Raw genomic sequence first — 15,972 nt, forward strand, 5'->3', positions numbered from 1 at the left:
TTAGGATGAGCAGCTGACTTCAAGGTGGCTGGCCCAGTCGGGCGGCAGGGCCGCATAGTGCTGGTGTTCGGGCTGTTCGTCAAATGGCTTTTGCAAAACTTCCAGCAATGTCGCCACTTCCGTGTAGTCCTGCTGCTGGGCTTTCTCGATGGCCACTTGCGCCAGATAGTTGCGCAGCACGTATTTCGGGTTGACGCCGTTCATTGCCGCTTGCCGTTCGGCATCGACGCTGTTTTCCAGCAAGAGGCGCGCGCGGTATTGTGCTGCCCACGCATCGAAGGCGGGGCGGTCGATGAACATGTCGCGCAGCATGGTGTCATGTTCGGGCGCCGCTACCTGCAGTGTAGACAAGGCGCGGAAGAAGTTCGTGAAATCCACATGATTGGCTTGCATCAGCGCAAACATGCTGTCGAACAGGGCCGTATCGCCGTCCTGGCTCGTTTGCAAGCCCAGCTTGGCGCGCAGCAAGCTATTCATTTTCTCGGCGAACGCGCCCTGGTACGTGTCCAGCGCCGCCTGCGCCAGTTCCACTTCACCGATCAAGGGCAGCAAAGCCTGGCCCAGCGCATAGCAGTTCCAGTGGCCCACCTGCGGCTGGTTGGCATAGGAATAGCGGCCTTGCTGGTCCGTATGGTTGCAGATGTGCTCCGCGTCAAACGCTTCCATGAAGCCGAACGGGCCGTAATCGAGCGTCAGGCCCAGGATCGACATATTGTCCGTATTCATCACGCCATGCATGAAGCCGACGGCTTGCCATTGCGCGATCATGTGCGCCGTGCGCACGCAGACCTCGGCCAGCAAGGCCTGGTATGGATTTGCTGCGGCGCGCAACTCGGGATAAAAACTGTCGATCACGTAATCGGCGAGGATTTTCAGTTCGTCCGGCTGCTTGCGGTAAAACCAGTGTTCGAACGAGCCGAAGCGCACAAACGTGGGCGCCATGCGCGTGACGACGGCCGCCGTTTCCACCGTTTCGCGCATGATGCCTTGCTGCGAACCCATGATGGCCAGCGCGCGCGAGGTGGGAATGCCGAGCGCCGCCATGGCTTCCGAACACAGGAATTCGCGGATGGACGAGCGCAGCACGGCGCGCCCGTCGCCCATGCGGGAATACGGCGTGGCGCCGGCGCCTTTCAGCTGCAGTTCCATGGGGCCGCTCGCTGTGGCGATATCGCCCAGCAGGATGGCGCGGCCGTCGCCCAGCTGGCCGGCCCAGACGCCGAACTGGTGGCCCGAATACACGGCCGACAGGGGCTGCGAGCGCTCGGCAACCGCATTGCCGGCCAGCAGCGCCACGTAATCAGGCTCGGCCAGACGCGCCGCATCAAGGCCGATCAGGGCGGCGGCGGCGGCGCTGGCGGCCACGAAATATGGGGCGGGCAGGGGCGTGGGCATCAAGCGCGTATAGAACGCGGGCGGCAGGGCCGCAAAGGCGTTATCCAGTGGTAAGGTATGAGCGGTGATGGCAATTCCAGTCAAATAAGATGGACCGGCAAGGTGCGCCAGCCTGGAATGCGATTTTACCGCACCGCGCCAGGGCGCGTGGCGCTTGCCCATGCGGCTGGAAACGGAATCAAAAATTCCATGCTGCAGCGCAATATCGAAATGCGTTGACGATTTCCGCACGACCGTACGAAACTAGGAAAAATCTGTCAATTCCAACAATAACCGAGTAGCTACCCCAGGAGACACGATGTCGGCATTCCCCTTGAGTCCAGTGATGGGCCAGATGATGAATCAGCCCCTGCTGATTTCCAGCATTATCGAGTTTGCAGCGCGTCATTATGGCGGCAGCGAAATCATTTCGCGCCGGGTGGAAGGCGATATGCACCGCTACACCTACCGCGATTGCCACCAGCGCGCGCGCCGGCTGGCCAATGCCTTGCATGGCCTCGGCGTCGGCATGGGCGACCTGGTCGCCACCCTGGCCTGGAATGGCTACCGCCACCTGGAAGCCTATTATGCCGTGTCCGGCTCGGGCGCCGTCTTGCACACGATCAATCCGCGCCTGTTTCCCGACCAGATCGCCTACATCTCAAACCACGCGGAAGACCAGGTTTTATTGTTCGATCTGACCTTTTTGCCCGTGGTGGAGAAAATCGCCGCCGACTGCACGTTCGTGCGCCATTTCGTGCTGATGTGCGACCGCGAGCGGATGCCCGCCAGCAGCACCATCCCCGACCTGCTGTGCTATGAAGACCTGATCGCCACGCATTCCGACGACTACGCATGGCCCTTGTTCGACGAGAACTCGGCCGCCACCCTGTGCTATACGTCGGGCACGACGGGCAATCCCAAGGGCGCCCTGTATTCGCACCGCTCGACCGTGCTGCACGCGTATGCGTCGGCCATGCCCAGCGCCCTGAACGTGCGCGCCTCCGACACGGTGCTGCCCGTCGTGCCCATGTTCCACGTGAATGCCTGGGGCTTGCCGTATTCCGTGCCCCTGTCCGGCGCGCGCATGGTGTTTCCCGGCGCGGCGCTGGACGGTAAGTCGCTGTATGAATTGTTCGAGGCGGAAAAAGTGACGTTCTCGGCCGGCGTGCCCACCGTCTGGCTGGGCTTGCTGAATCACGCCTTGCAGAATAACTTGACGTTTTCCACCTTCCGCCGCACGGTGATCGGCGGCGCGGCGTGCCCGCCGGCAATGATGGACACCCTGATCGACAAGTTCGACATCGAGGTCATCCACGCCTGGGGCATGACGGAAATGTCGCCGCTGGGGACGGCGGGCGGCTTGCAGACCAAGCACCTGGACTTGCCGAAGGACGAGCAGCGCAAGATCCTGCAAAAGCAGGGCCACGCGATCTACGGCGTGGACATGAAGATCGTCGACGACGACGGCAAGGAATTGCCGTGGGATGGCGTGGCGTATGGCCATCTGCTGGTGAAGGGGCCGTGGATCATTTCCTCGTACTACAAGAACGAGGGCGGCGAAGTGCTGCAGGATGGCTGGTTCCCCACGGGCGACGTGGCCACCATCGATGCGGACGGCTACATGCAGATCACGGACCGCAGCAAGGACGTGATCAAGTCGGGCGGCGAGTGGATCGGCACCATCGACCTGGAAAACCTGGCCATGGCCCACCCGGCCGTGCTGCAGGCGGCCTGCATCGGCGTGTTCCACCCGAAATGGGACGAGCGTCCCGTGCTCGTCGTGGTGCTGCGCCCCGGCATGACGGTCACGCGTGACGCCTTGCTGCAGTTCTTTGAGGGCAAGATCGCCAAGTGGTGGACGCCCGACGACGTGCTGTTCATCGACGCCTTGCCCATGGGCGCGACGGGCAAGATCCAGAAGAACAAGCTGCGCGAGCAGTTCAAGGGGCACCAGTTGCCGGGAATGTAAGGCAAGCTAGGCCGCTTGCGGCAGCGCCGTCTCCAGCTTTTCCAGCAGATGATCGCACTGGAAGAAGGACAGGGTCTGGCGCTGCGCATCCGTGCCGATGTCGATCATTTCATCCATTTCGCTGCGCAAGTCGTCGTGCTCTCCCGTGCGGATGATTTGCGGCGCCGCAAAGCGCTGGCTGTCGGAAATGGTCATGATGTTGTTGACGTGGTCGACAAGGAAGCCGTAGCGTTCGGCGCCCCGTTCCACGATCAAGATCTTGCCGCTGCTGGCGTCCGGCAGGGCCGGCATCGCATACAGCTGGCGCAGATCGATGATGCTGATCATTTGCTGACGCAAGTTGAGCATGCCGAGCATGCAGGCCGGCATGCCCGGCGGCGTGGTGATGGCGTGGCTGAAATCGATGATTTCGCGCACCTGCCCGATTTCCACGGCGAAGCGCGTTTCCACCGTAAAGGTGATGTAGACGCGGCGCCGCGCCTTGTGCGTGGCGGCGCCCGTTTCCGTGTCGGCCGGGTACAGGCGCGCGTGGCCGTCGCGCATCTCGACGATCTCCGCCTGCGACAGGATGTCCTTGTGGTTCAGGAAAATGATGTCGCCCAAGCCCTCTTTCGTGATGCAGCCGGCAAACATGGCGGCGCGCGCCTTGCTCAGCAGGGGGATCGGCAGCACCTCGTCGCCAAAGAAATGCACGATGCTGTCGACGGAGTCGACGAGGAAGCCCACGGTCGTGCCGTCGAGGCGCACGACGATGACGCGCTGGTCCGGCGTGGCTTCCCTGGCCGCCTTGCCGCACGCAGGCGCCTGCAGCAGGGCGCCGAAGTCGACGACGGCCACCTGGTTGCCGCGGAAATGCATGCGCCCCAGGCACAGTTCGTTGTTCAGCAGGGAACTGTGCAGTTCCGGCACCTTGATGATTTCCTGGATGGCCAGCATTTCGAAGGCGAACGTGGCGCCGGCCGCATGGAAGCTGACGCACTGGCGGCGTTCGCTTTGCGCATGGTAGCGGGCCGTGCTCAGCTTGGCGCCCGTCGCCTGCAGGGCCAGTACGTGGGGCACGTTTTCGATGCGCAGCAGGGCGTGCGGGTCGAGTATCTGCAGCAGGCGCGCGCCGCCGTCGAGCAAAATCGTGCCGGCGATGACGGCCTGGCTGTCGCCGGCCGCATATTGCAGGGCGCTGCGCGCGCTGGCGGGCACGCGCAGGATTTCGCCCGTATCCTGGAAGACGATGCCGATCAGCACTTGCTGGAAATCGAGGATGGCGATCTTGTCCGTGGCCACGGCGCGCGGCGCGTCGGCGCGGAACAAGCGCCCCAGGTTGACCACCGGAATGACGCTGCCGCGCAAGGTGAACATGCCTTCCAGATAGGCGGGCGACAGGGGCAGGGCCGTGACTTTCGCGGGGTAGTTCACCACTTCGCGGATGCAGCTGGCGGGCAGGGCGAATTCATCGCCGCCCAGGTGGAAGGAGCCGAACAGTTCGGCGGCCGTGTCGCTTGCGCCATGGGCCTGCAAGCCCGTCGCTTCATGCATATCCATATGCGCCTTCCTTGCGTGGAATCCATTCGGGTGGCGCCACCACCTCGGTGACGGCGTAGCTGTGCCGGGCGCAATCGATCAGCAACTGGCGGCCGTGGCGGCCTCCCAGCGCGCAAAAACTGACGTGCAAGCCGCACTGGGCCAGGTATTTTTGCGCCGCCTCCGCGTTTTGCCGGCCCACCTGCAGGCGGCCATGGACGTGGGCGGGGCCGAACATGCTGGCGCCGCCTGCCAGCACCACCTCGATATCGGCATAATCGGCCGGGCGCACGCCCATCAGGCGCAGCAGCGAGGGCACGGCCTGGCTCACATAGCGGGCGCCAAGGGCATGCCCGGCACCGGGCGCTTCCGGCAGCAAGCAGTGGGCCAGGCCGCAGCAGGGGCCGTTCTTCCAGATGAAGCCGATGCCGATGCAGGAGCCGAGCAAGGCTTGCAGCTGCTCGCCATGCGTACCGACGCTAAGTTGCCCCATGCCAACATGGTGCGGCGCCAGGCCATGTTCGATGATGATGCTCATGCGCTGCCCGCCTTGTAAATCATGGGAAATTCGAACTGATAGCCGGTGCCGAGGCGGGCGATGGTTTCCGACTCGCCCAGGATCAGCCGGCCCTCATCCTTGAGACTCAGGCGGGCCTGGCGCAGCACGGCTTCCTGGTGCTCCGCGTCGAAATAAATCAGTACATTGCGCAGGAACACCAGATCGAATTGGCGCGCCGGGCGCAGCGCTTCGAGCAAGTTATGCTGGGCAAAGCTGACGTGTTGCCGCAGCTCGTCGTTGACCTTGACGCCATACGGCGCGGGCGAGAAATATTTGCGCAGCAAGTCCGGGTGCGACAGCCGGATGCGCTCGACGGAGCGCCCGCTGTACTGGCCGGCCTTTGCCGCCGCGAGGATCTGCTGCGAAATGTCGCTGGCCAGGATCTGATAGCGGAAGGCGGGCACTTGCAGCTTGAATTGCTCGCACAGCATGGCGATCGAATACAGCTCCTCGCCACTGGCGGCGGCCGCCGACCAGATGGCGAGGCAGCCGTCGGGATGGGCGCGCGCCCAGGCGGGCAGGTAGCGGTCGCGGAAGTAGTCCCAGACCTGCGGCGTGCGGAAGAACAGGGTGTCGTTGGTGGTCACCAGGTCGATGAAATGGGCGACCTCGTCGCGGTCGCTGGCCACCCGGTCCAGGTACGCCTGGTAGTTGGTCAGGGACAGCGCATGCAACCGTGGCTGCAAACGCCGTTCCAGCAAGACGCTCTTGCGCGCGGTCATGGCGATGCCCGTATGCTGGCGCACCAGCGCAATCAGCGTCGTCAGCACCTCGGGCGTCAAGGTGGCCGCGTGGCTCATGGCTTACACCACGAAGCCGGAGACAGTCTGGTTCAGGCTGCCCGCGCGCTCGTTCAAGCCATCCGTCGAACGGGCGATGCTGTCGCAGTTGGCGGCCGACTTTTCCGTTTCCTCGGCGATGTACTGGATCGCCGTCGACACTTCGCGCGCCGTCAGCAGCTGCTCGTTGGCCGCCTTCGAGATATCGGAGATGGCCAGCGTGGTCTTGGCCACGCCCGAGACGATCTTGTCGAAGGCGTCGCTGGCCTGGCGCGAAATCTCGCTGCCGGTGGACACCCGCTTGACGGATTCGTTGATCAGCTTGGAAATTTCCTTGGTCGCCTGCGAGGAACGCTCGGCCAGCTTGCGCACTTCGTCGGCGACGACGGAAAAGCCCAGGCCGTGCTCGCCCGCGCGCGCCGCCTCGATGGCCGCATTGAAGGCCAGCATGTTGGTCTGGTTGGCGATTTCGCTGATGACCTTGACGATTTCGCCGATGTCTTCCGACGAGCGGTTGATCAGGTCCATCGCCTCGATCGATTTGGCGACGGCGCGCGCGCCCGATTCCGCTTCCTGCTGCGTGGCTTTCGCCAGCGAATCGGCGTTCGAGGTGTTTTCCGCGATGGAATTGATGGAAAACGTCAAGCCGTCGATGGAGGCGTTCATTTCTTCCACCGTGGCCCCCAGCGCCTGCGTGCCCACGGCTACGCCCGTGGCCCGTTCGGCGATGGTGTGCGAAGCCTCGGCAAAGCCGTTGGCCGCCGATACCACGTTGCCGATGACGCCGCGCAAGTCGACGATCATCTTGCTGATGCCGCCGGCCAGCAAATCGATCGGTTCGCCGCCTTCGGGCACGATATGGCAGGTCAGGTCGCCTTGCGCCGCGCGCGCCACCGAGTCGAGCAGGGCATTGACCTTGCGGCTGTCGTTGGCGGCCTTGGCCTGGATGCTGTTTTCCAGGTTCACCTGGTCCGTGATGTCGATGGCGAACTTGACCACTTTATACGGCTTGCCGTTCAGGTCCAGGATGGGGTTGTAGGTCGCTTGTATCCACACCACCTTGCCATGGTTGCCCAGGCGCTTGTAGCGGCCCGCGTCGAATTCGCCCCGGTTGAGTTTTTGCCAGAATTTCTTGTACTCGGCGCTGCCCGCATACTCGGGCTCGCAGAACATGCGGTGGTGTTCGCCCTGGATATCGCTCAAGTCATAGTCCATGACGGCGAGGAAATTGCCGTTGGCATCGAGCACCTTGCCCTGCATGTCGAATTCGATCACGGCCTGTGCCTTGCCGATGGCGCTGACCTTGCCTTCGTATTCGGCATTGCGCTTTTTCAGGGCCGTCACATCGCTGGCGAACTTGACCACCTTGAAGGGGCGGCCCTCCGCGTCAAAGATGGGGTTGTACGAGGCATTGAGCCAGATTTCGCGTCCGTCCTTGGTGAGGCGCTTGTATTCGCCTGCGTCGAACTCGCCCTTGCCCAGTTTTTGCCAGAACTGCGCGTACTCCGCGCTCTTGGCGTACTCGGGCTCGCAAAACATGCGGTGGTGCTTGCCTTCGATCTCGTCGAGCGTGTAGCCGACGGACTTGAGGAAATTGTCGTTGGCGCGGATGATGGTGCCGTCGAGCCGGAACTCGATCACGGCCTGGGCCTTGCTGATGGCGTCGATCTTGCCTTCATAATCGGCGTTGCGGTGCTTGCTGGCCGTGATGTCGGTGGCGAACTTGATGACTTTATACGGTTTGCCGTCCGCGTCGAGGATGGGGTTGTAGGAAGCGTTGATCCACACTTCGCGGCCATCCCTGGCGCGGCGCTTGTATTCGCCCTGGTCGAATTCGCCGCGTGCCAGCTTGGCCCAGAAGTTGGCGTATTCGGCCGTTTTTACATACTCGGGATCGCAGAAGATGGCATGGTGCTTGCCTTGCACCTCGGCCAGGCTGTATCCGACGACACGCAGGAAATTGTCATTCGCATGCAGGATGGTGCCGTCGAGTTCGAATTCGATGACGGCCTGGACACGGTTCAATGCAGTATTTATCGCTTCTAAGTCCAGATCCTGCGTGGGGCTGACATGGCTGGCTGCGTCCATAGTATGTCCTTCGATATGAGAAGAGGAATGGGGGCGATAAGGCTGCTGTTATTATTTTTCTGCTATCCGTATAAGGCAAAAATGTCATTGCATCGGCCGTGATTTGGTGATAATCGGTGAGAATGTGCGCAATGAACTGCCGCCCACGTTTTTTCTGCGCTTGGCCTATAGGAGATAAATTGTAGAGTATTGATTTGAATCAATAATTTTATTATTCCCCAGCGTCTGGCGAAAAACAAGGGGAGGGAATAAATAATGTAAGTATTGTCGTAATTACCCCATGCCGGCATATCACAAACGCATTCCTTCGTATAATAAAACGACGTTATTATTATTGCGGTTTTGTTATTTGAATGAATATCCAATTGATAGCTTCTGCCGGAGTTTGCTGTCGGCAGCAGAATCGATCCGCAAACGATGTTGTACCATGGCGCAGCATGCTGGCGGCCGCGCGCACACGACAAAAATAATACGAGCGTTCTTTTATGCGGTATAGTAAAGCTTCATCCCTTGCAACCACCTCATACGTTGAGCAAAACCAATAAGGAAGAGACATGAGTGCTGAATATCAAGTGAACGGCGCCGTTGCCGTCATTACCCTGGCCAATCCGCCCGTCAATGGTCTGGGCCTGGCGACGCGCACGGCCGCCGTGACCGGCATCCGCCAGGCGCTGGCGGACGAGACCGTCAAAGCCATCGTCATCACGGGCGCCGGCAAGGCCTTTTCGGGCGGCGCCGATATCAAGGAATTCAATTCGCCCAAGGCGCTCACGGAACCGACCCTGCACACTCTGATCAACGTCGTCGAACAGTCGACCAAGCCCATCGTGGCAGCGATCCACAGCGTCTGCATGGGTGGCGGCCTGGAGCTGGCGCTCGGTTGCAACTACCGCGTGGCCGCGCCCGGCGCGCAGATGGCCTTGCCGGAAGTCAAACTCGGCATCTTGCCGGGCGCGGGCGGCACGCAGCGCCTGCCGCGTGTGCTGGGCCTGGAAATGGCCCTCAATATGATCGTCTCGGGCACGCCCGTGGCGTCCGAAAAACTGGCCGGCACGGCCCTGTTCGACGAAGTCATCGCCCCCGGCGCCGACTTGCTGGCCGCCGCCGTGGCCTTCGCCACGAAGATAGCCGACGTGCGCCCGCTGCCGAAAGTGCGCGAGCGCAAGGTCGATTACCCGAACCATGAAGCGTTCCTGCAGTTTTCGCGCAATACCGTCAAAGCCATGTCCGGCCCGTTCCCGGCGCCGCTCAAATGCGTGGACGCCGTGGCGGCCGCCGTGACGATGAAATTCGACGACGGCTTGAAATACGAGCGCGAACTGTTCATGCAACTGGTGCAGTCGCCGGAATCGAAAGCCTTGCGCCACGCCTTCTTTGCCGAACGGGTCGCCAGCAAGGTGCCCGACGTGCCTGCCGACACGCCCGTGCGCACGATCGCCAGCGCGGCCATCGTGGGCGCCGGCACCATGGGCGGCGGCATCGCCATGAACTTCGCCAACGCGGGCATCCCCGTGATGCTGCTGGAAACGAAGCAGGAAGCGCTGGACAAAGGCCTGGCCACGATCCGCAAGAATTATGAAAACACGGTCAAGAAGGGCAAGTTGACGCAAGAGAAGGCCGAGCAGCGCATCGCGCTGGTCAGCGGCACGTTGGCGTATGCCGACATCGCGCAAGCCGACATCGTCATCGAAGCCGTGTTCGAAGAACTGGGCGTGAAGGAAACCGTCTTCAAGCAGCTTGACGCCGTCATGAAGCCGGGCGCCATCCTTGCCTCGAACACGTCCACCCTGGACCTGGACAAGATCGCCGCGTTCACCCAGCGTCCGCAAGACGTGATCGGTACGCATTTCTTCAGCCCGGCGAACGTCATGAAACTGCTGGAAATCGTGCGTGGCAAGGAAACGGGCAAGGACGTGCTGGCCACGGCGCTGGCGCTGTCGAAAAAGCTGAAGAAGACGGGCGTCGTCTCGGGCGTGTGCGACGGCTTTATCGGCAACCGCATGATCGAGCAATACAGCCGCCAGGCCGGTTTCCTTCTGGAAGAAGGCTGCTTGCCGGAGCAGGTCGACAAGGCCGTCGAGAAATTCGGCTTTGCCATGGGTCCGTTCCGCATGGGCGACCTGGCCGGCAACGACATTGGCTGGGCCATCCGCAAGCGCCGCTACGTGGAAAAGCCGGACGTCACGTATTCGAAGACGGCCGACCTGCTGTGCGAACTGGGGCGCTACGGCCAGAAGACGGGCGCCGGCTGGTATGACTACAAGGCGGGCGACCGCAAGGCGTATCCGTCGGAACAGGTCAACGCCATGATCGTCCAGCATTCCGCCGACATCGGCGTGACGCGGCGCAAGATCAGCGACCAGGAAATCGTCGAACGCCTCGTGTATGCGCTCGTCAATGAAGGCGCGCGCATCCTGGAAGAGGGCATCGCCTTGCGCGCCTCGGATATCGACATGGTGTATTTGACGGGCTACGGCTTCCCGCTGTTCCGCGGCGGCCCGATGTTCTACGCGGACACGGTGGGCTTGCCGAACGTGCTCGATACGATCGCCGGCTACGCCAAAGGCCGCCACGGCGAAGCGTGGACGCCGGCGCCGCTGCTGGTGAAGCTGGCGGGCGAAGGCAAGGGTTTCAATAGCTAAGCCGACGCCAACAATATTGTCGGATTACGCGCGGCTTTGCCGCGCTAATCCGACCTACCCGGCTCTTGAGCCCTCGTAGAGACGTAGGTCGGATTAGCGGCGGCACGCCGCGTAATCCGACACCACCACGGACGCCAGCAAGCATGTTTTACTTCTTCTTCGCCACCATCTTGACCGCCTCGTTGACGATGACGGGGTTGTCTTTCTGGATGTAATAGCCGGCGCCCGTGATGCGCTCGATGGCCGGCGCGCCGGACAGGCGCTGCCAATCCTTTTCCTGCGCCCGCACCACGTTTTCAAACGAGCCCATTTCCTCGATGCCGAACTTGTCGCGCACCAGCAGCATGGCGGGCACGCGCAGCGGGCTGTTCATGTCGACGTGTTGCAGACATTGCGTCTGGGCATCGAATTCGGCCGATTCCGTACTGTTGAACATGAGTTTGCGCCGCGTCTTCACGAGCATGGCGTAGGTGGACGCGTCCGTCTGCAGGCGGTTCCACTGCTGCGGGTGCGTGGGGTCGAGGAGGACCAGACCGGCCACGTCCTGCGGGTACAGCCTGGCATACACGTACTGGTACAGCCCGCCCAAGCCATGGCCGACCAGCACATACGGCGGCTTCAGGCCCGCTTGCGCCAGCAGGGCGCGCTGCTGGGCGGCAATGGTGCAGGGATCGCGCGGCGTGGTGGTCTTCTGGCTGTCGCCATAGCCGGGACGGTCGTAGACGAGCACGCGGTGCTGCCGGGCGACTTCCGGCACGACCTTGGCCCATACATCCTTGCCGTCGCCCATGGCCGACTGGAACACGACGGGCAAGCCGTCCTGGCCGCTCAGGGTGTAGGCGATGCTGGCGTCGGGCAGGGCCGCGGTGGCCGGCACGCCTGGCGTGGCCGGGGCGGATGGAAACAGAGAGCAGCCGGAAAAACAGCCTGCCAGCAGCAAGCCGGCGCTGGAGAGGAGCATGGTGCGCGCGGGGCGGCCGACGAATAGATGATGCATGAATCTCCTTCTTTGTTCACGGACCGGTATGGCGTGCCAGCCATTATAGGCAAATCGTCTCGAAGTGGAAATGCCGAACAGAGCCGGATTTCCCCACCTGTCAGCCGGCCTCGGCGCGGTGGCAGACGGCTTCGATGCGGTTGCCGTCGGGATCGAACAGAAAGGCCGCGTAATAGCTGGCGTGATAGTGGCGCAGGCCGGGCGCGCCCAGATCGATGCCGCCATGCGCCAGTCCGGCCTGCCAAAACGCTTCCACGGCCGCGCGCGAGGGGGCCTTGAAGCAGCAGTGGCGGCGCGGCGCGTCGTCGGGCTGCGGGCCCAGGCGCACGGAAAAGTAGCTGCGCTCGGGGTGCTGTGCATCGCTGCGCTCGCCGTAGCCTATCCAGGCGTTGGCATGGTCGCTGCCTACCTTGGGCACGTCGAGCGCGGCAAAGACGGCGTCGTAGAAGCGCTCGGCGCGTTCCAGGTCGCTGACGGTGAGGGATACGTGATCGAGCATGGGCACTCCGCTGTAAAAAACAGGACGGCCATAGCATAGCCCGGATCAGGGCGGCCGTGGGCGGCAGTGACCGAGTGATACCGTTGCTGGTTGACTGCCGGTTAAGGGTGGCGGGCGAGCCGCGCCACGATGTTGCGGCTCATCAGCTGCACGCGGGGCGCGAACAGCATCACGGCGCAGAAGGCCACGGGCCAGGCGGCAAAGAAGGCATGGCGCCAGCGGGGCAGGAAGTCCGCCTGCAAACCGATATTGAGCCAGGTGACCCAGGCGCTCATCAGCAGGGTCATGAGCAGCGACATCAGGAAGGCAAACACGCAGCGCAGGCGCAGGGCGTCGGTCATGGGACACTTTCAAAATGGTGAAGATATGCAGCGTAACAACTTGCGGCAATCTATACTAGAGCCATATTTTTAATTTCAAATTCCGAAAATGCAATCATGCTCGACGAATCATGCTTGATGATCTAGCCCTGTTTGTCGCCATCGTCGAGGCGGGCAGCCTGCATGCGGCGGCCGTCAAGGAAGACTTGCCCGCCGCCACCGTCACGCGCCGGCTGCAGAAGCTGGAAAGCCAGCTCGGCTACCGTTTGCTGAACCGCAGCGCGCGCCGCCTGCAGCCGACGGCGGAAGGCTGGCAATACTACGAGCAGTGCAGACCCCTCGTGCACGCGCTGCGGCAGGCGACGCAGCAGCTCGACGCCAGCCTGTCGGCCGTTTCGGGCATCATCCGCGTGCTGGCGCCCGTCAACTTCGCCAGCGGCTTGCTGACGCCGGCCTGGGTCAGCTTCATGCAGCAGTATCCGGATATCCGCCTGGAGCTGGAACTGTCGAACCTGCTGCAAGACCTCGTGGGCAGCGGCGCCGACCTGGCCATCCGCGTGGGCGCACTCGACGATTCCTCGCTGATGCAGCGCCGCCTGGGCAGCGCCGCGCTGGTGATGGTGGCCGCGCCCGGCTACCTGGCGCGCGCCGGCATGCCGCGCGACTTGCAAGACCTCGAGCGGCACGAGCTGATCGTGGCCGAACCGTTGCGCAGCTGGCGCTTGCGGCGGCCCGGCGACGGCGCCGAAATGCTGATCGAGCCGCAGGCGCGCCTGCGCGTCAACGAAATGCGCCTGGCCGTGGAAATGGCCGACGCGGGCATCGGCATCTTGCTGTGTCCCCTTTTGCAGTGCCGCGACGAGGTGGCGCGTGGTTCGCTCGTGCGCGTGCTGCCCGACTGGATGCCGCAGCCGCGCCACGTGTATGCCGTGTGGACGCAGCGGCGCTACCTGCCGGCCCGCGTGCGCGTGCTGCTCGAGCACCTGGCGGCGTTTGCGGCGGCCAACCCGCTGTTGAATGAGGATGCCGGTGCCGAAGAGGTGGCTGCCCTGGCGCGCGGCACGCCGGGAATCCTTTCTATTTAGTAATACCGAGCGCTTGTACTTTTCGCCAGGATCGCGTTAAGATAAAGCTGCACGCTTATCCAGCGGGCAATCTGGTGTTTTTTCGCGCAATCCGTCCCTATCCATGAGAGTAGCAATGAAATATCTGATCGTTCCCTTCTTGCTGGCCATCACTGGCTGCGAAGTACTGTATGACGCGAACCGGGACAAGATCGGCGAGTATTGCAACAGCCTCAATAATTTCGACGACCGGAACGCCTGCCGCAAGCGCAACCAGACCAGCTACCAGGAATACGTTCAGCAGCGCGACCAGCTGAAAAAGGGCAAGAGCGAAAAATAGGCTTGCCGCCGCCTGCGCCGCATACGCTGCTTAAAAAAAACAAACGCCGCTGACCAGTCAGCGGCGTTTTGCTTTGCGGGCCCCGGCCTGGCGGCCGGGGCTTGCATCGGATCAGTCGTCGGCGTAGATATTGTTGTCCTTGGTTTCCTTGACGAACAGGGTGCCGATCACGACAGTCGCCAGGGCGACGACGATCGGATACCACAGGCCGTAATAGATATCGCCCTTGAAGGCCACCAGCGCGAAGGCCGTGGTCGGCAGCAAGCCGCCGAACCAGCCGTTACCGATATGGTAGGGCAACGACATCGACGTGTAACGTATACGCGTCGGGAACATTTCCACCAGCATGGCGGCGATCGGGCCATACACCATGGTCACGTACAGCACCAGGATGAACAGCAGCAAGACGACCATCGGCTTGTTGATCTGGTCCGGATCGGCTTTCGCAGGGTAGCCCGCTTCCTTGATACCGGCGCCGATTTCTTTCTTCAGCGCTGCTTCATGGGCCTTGCTGTCGGCATCGAAGTTCAGGCCGTCCGGCGTCATGACGGCGTTAAACGACGTAAATTCCTTCGCACCGATGCGTACCTTGGCGATGCTGCCCGCTGGCGCGTCTTCCTTCGTGTAGTTCACCGAGCTGTTCGACAGGAAGCCCGTGGCGATGTCGCACGACGACGGGAACTTCTTGGTACCGGTCATGTTGAACTGGAAGTGGCAGGAAGCTGGATCGGCCACCACCACCACTGGCGAGTTCTTCAGTGCAGCTTCCAGCTGCGGATTGGCGAAGTGGGTCAGGCCGTTGAAGATCGGGAAGTAGGTCAGGGCGGCGATCAGGCAGCCGCCGAGGATGATGTACTTGCGGCCGATGCGGTCCGACAGGCTGCCGAAGAACAGGAAGAACGGCGTCGCCAGCAGCAGGGCGATGGCGACGAGCACGTTGGCCGTGGCCAGGTCCACTTTCAGGGTCTGGATCATGAAGAACAGGGCGTAGAACTGGCCCGTGTACCAGACGACGGCCTGGCCGGCGGTCAGGCCGATCAGGGCCAGGATGACGATCTTCAGGTTTTTCCACTTGCCGAACGCTTCCGTCAGCGGCGCCTTCGAGGTCTTGCCCTCGGCCTTCATCTTGGCAAATGCCGGCGATTCATTCATGGCCAGGCGGATCCACACGGAAATACCGAGCAGGATGACGGAAACGAGGAAGGGAATGCGCCAGCCCCATGCCTCGAAATCCTTCTCGCCGGTCGCCAGGCGGGTACCCAGGATGACCATCAGCGACAGGAAGAAGCCCAGCGTTGCCGTCGTCTGTATCCACGCCGTGAACGCGCCGCGCTTGCCTTCAGGCGCGTGCTCGGCCACATAGGTGGCTGCGCCGCCGTATTCGCCACCCAGCGCCAGGCCTTGCAGGATGCGCAGGATGACGAGGATGATCGGTGCGGCGATGCCGATGGACGCATGGCCCGGCAGCAAGCCGACGATGAAGGTGGAGCCGCCCATGATCAGAATCGTGATCAGGAAAGTGTACTTGCGGCCGATCATGTCGCCCAGGCGGCCGAAGACCAGCGCGCCGAACGGACGCACGATGAAGCCGGCGGCAAAGGCCAGCAGCGCGAAAATGAAGGTGGTGGTGGGGTCGCCGATAAAGAATTGCTTGGCGATGATCGATGCTAGCGAACCGTACAGGTAAAAATCGTACCATTCAAAAACGGTGCCGAGCGAGGATGCAAAGATGACCTTGCGTTCCTCGGGCGTAATCGGCGTTCCCTTGGTGGACATTTTCCGTACGTCGGCCGAGCCGGATGGTGATGCCATGGTTTGTC

General features: G+C 62.4%; 13 protein-coding genes. 4 read left to right on the forward strand and 9 right to left on the reverse strand.

The genetic code is table 11. From position 1 onward, the window contains the following. Entirely contained in the window at nucleotides 1–1,443 is a 1,443-nt protein-coding gene (locus IGS60_RS06060; RefSeq protein WP_071653813.1) for a YdiU family protein, read from the reverse strand. Nucleotides 1,444–1,693: 250 nt separating this feature from the next. Between IGS60_RS06060 and IGS60_RS06065 the strand changes: the two genes are divergently transcribed. Then, nucleotides 1,694–3,346 (forward strand): 3-(methylthio)propionyl-CoA ligase, encoded by a 1,653-nt coding sequence (locus IGS60_RS06065; RefSeq protein WP_268993932.1) that lies wholly within the window; start codon nucleotides 1,694–1,696, stop codon nucleotides 3,344–3,346. Between the two features lie 6 nt (nucleotides 3,347–3,352). Here IGS60_RS06065 and IGS60_RS06070 read toward each other — a convergent pair whose 3' ends face one another. From IGS60_RS06070 to IGS60_RS06085, 4 genes are read right to left on the reverse strand one after another with little or no spacing between them, the layout of a single operon-like run. Beyond that, entirely contained in the window at nucleotides 3,353–4,885 is a 1,533-nt protein-coding gene (locus IGS60_RS06070; RefSeq protein ID WP_230503024.1) for a chemotaxis protein CheW, read from the reverse strand. Then, nucleotides 4,872–5,402 carry a chemotaxis protein CheD gene (locus IGS60_RS06075; RefSeq protein WP_230503025.1) on the reverse strand — a complete coding sequence of 177 codons (531 nt, stop codon included), beginning with the start codon at nucleotides 5,400–5,402 and terminating at the stop codon, nucleotides 4,872–4,874. Before IGS60_RS06075 ends, IGS60_RS06070 begins: the two co-directional genes overlap by 14 nt. After that, complete coding sequence (locus IGS60_RS06080; protein ID WP_230503026.1) at nucleotides 5,399–6,223, reverse strand: protein-glutamate O-methyltransferase CheR; 825 nt, start codon at nucleotides 6,221–6,223, stop codon at nucleotides 5,399–5,401. The genes IGS60_RS06075 and IGS60_RS06080 overlap by 4 nt, the downstream gene beginning before the upstream one ends. Before the next feature lie 3 nt (nucleotides 6,224–6,226). Further along, nucleotides 6,227–8,227 carry a PAS domain-containing methyl-accepting chemotaxis protein gene (locus tag IGS60_RS06085; protein WP_230503027.1) on the reverse strand — a complete coding sequence of 667 codons (2,001 nt, stop codon included), beginning with the start codon at nucleotides 8,225–8,227 and terminating at the stop codon, nucleotides 6,227–6,229. 617 nt (nucleotides 8,228–8,844) lie between these two features. Between IGS60_RS06085 and IGS60_RS06090 the strand changes: the two genes are divergently transcribed. After that, complete coding sequence (locus IGS60_RS06090; RefSeq protein ID WP_230503028.1) at nucleotides 8,845–10,932, forward strand: 3-hydroxyacyl-CoA dehydrogenase NAD-binding domain-containing protein; 2,088 nt, start codon at nucleotides 8,845–8,847, stop codon at nucleotides 10,930–10,932. 148 nt (nucleotides 10,933–11,080) lie between these two features. Here IGS60_RS06090 and IGS60_RS06095 read toward each other — a convergent pair whose 3' ends face one another. The 3 genes from IGS60_RS06095 to IGS60_RS06105 all read right to left on the reverse strand — a co-directional run bounded on the left by IGS60_RS06095 (nucleotide 11,081) and on the right by IGS60_RS06105 (nucleotide 12,769). Further along, entirely contained in the window at nucleotides 11,081–11,929 is an 849-nt protein-coding gene (locus IGS60_RS06095) for an alpha/beta fold hydrolase (RefSeq protein ID WP_230503029.1), read from the reverse strand. A 100-nt stretch (nucleotides 11,930–12,029) separates the two neighbouring features. Continuing rightward, on the reverse strand, nucleotides 12,030–12,428 hold the full coding sequence (locus IGS60_RS06100) for a VOC family protein (RefSeq protein WP_070288494.1): 399 nt from the start codon (nucleotides 12,426–12,428) through the stop codon (nucleotides 12,030–12,032). A 101-nt stretch (nucleotides 12,429–12,529) separates the two neighbouring features. Then, complete coding sequence (locus IGS60_RS06105; RefSeq protein WP_230503030.1) at nucleotides 12,530–12,769, reverse strand: DUF2798 domain-containing protein; 240 nt, start codon at nucleotides 12,767–12,769, stop codon at nucleotides 12,530–12,532. 110 nt (nucleotides 12,770–12,879) lie between these two features. Between IGS60_RS06105 and IGS60_RS06110 the strand changes: the two genes are divergently transcribed. Together IGS60_RS06110 and IGS60_RS06115 are read left to right on the forward strand one after the other, a co-directional pair. Further along, complete coding sequence (locus IGS60_RS06110; RefSeq protein ID WP_230503031.1) at nucleotides 12,880–13,833, forward strand: LysR family transcriptional regulator; 954 nt, start codon at nucleotides 12,880–12,882, stop codon at nucleotides 13,831–13,833. A 115-nt stretch (nucleotides 13,834–13,948) separates the two neighbouring features. Further along, nucleotides 13,949–14,152, forward strand: a complete 204-nt coding sequence (locus IGS60_RS06115) for a hypothetical protein (protein WP_070218363.1) — start codon at nucleotides 13,949–13,951, stop codon at nucleotides 14,150–14,152. Between the two features lie 111 nt (nucleotides 14,153–14,263). On the opposite strand, the gene IGS60_RS06120 is transcribed toward IGS60_RS06115, so the two are convergent. Continuing rightward, a complete protein-coding gene (locus tag IGS60_RS06120) occupies nucleotides 14,264–15,964 on the reverse strand; it encodes an MFS transporter (protein WP_230503032.1) in 1,701 nt (566 codons plus the stop codon). Between the last annotated feature and the right edge of the window lie 8 nt (nucleotides 15,965–15,972).

This window comes from Janthinobacterium sp. FW305-128 (genome assembly GCF_020858135.1).
Lineage (GTDB): Bacteria > Pseudomonadota > Gammaproteobacteria > Burkholderiales > Burkholderiaceae_D > Janthinobacterium.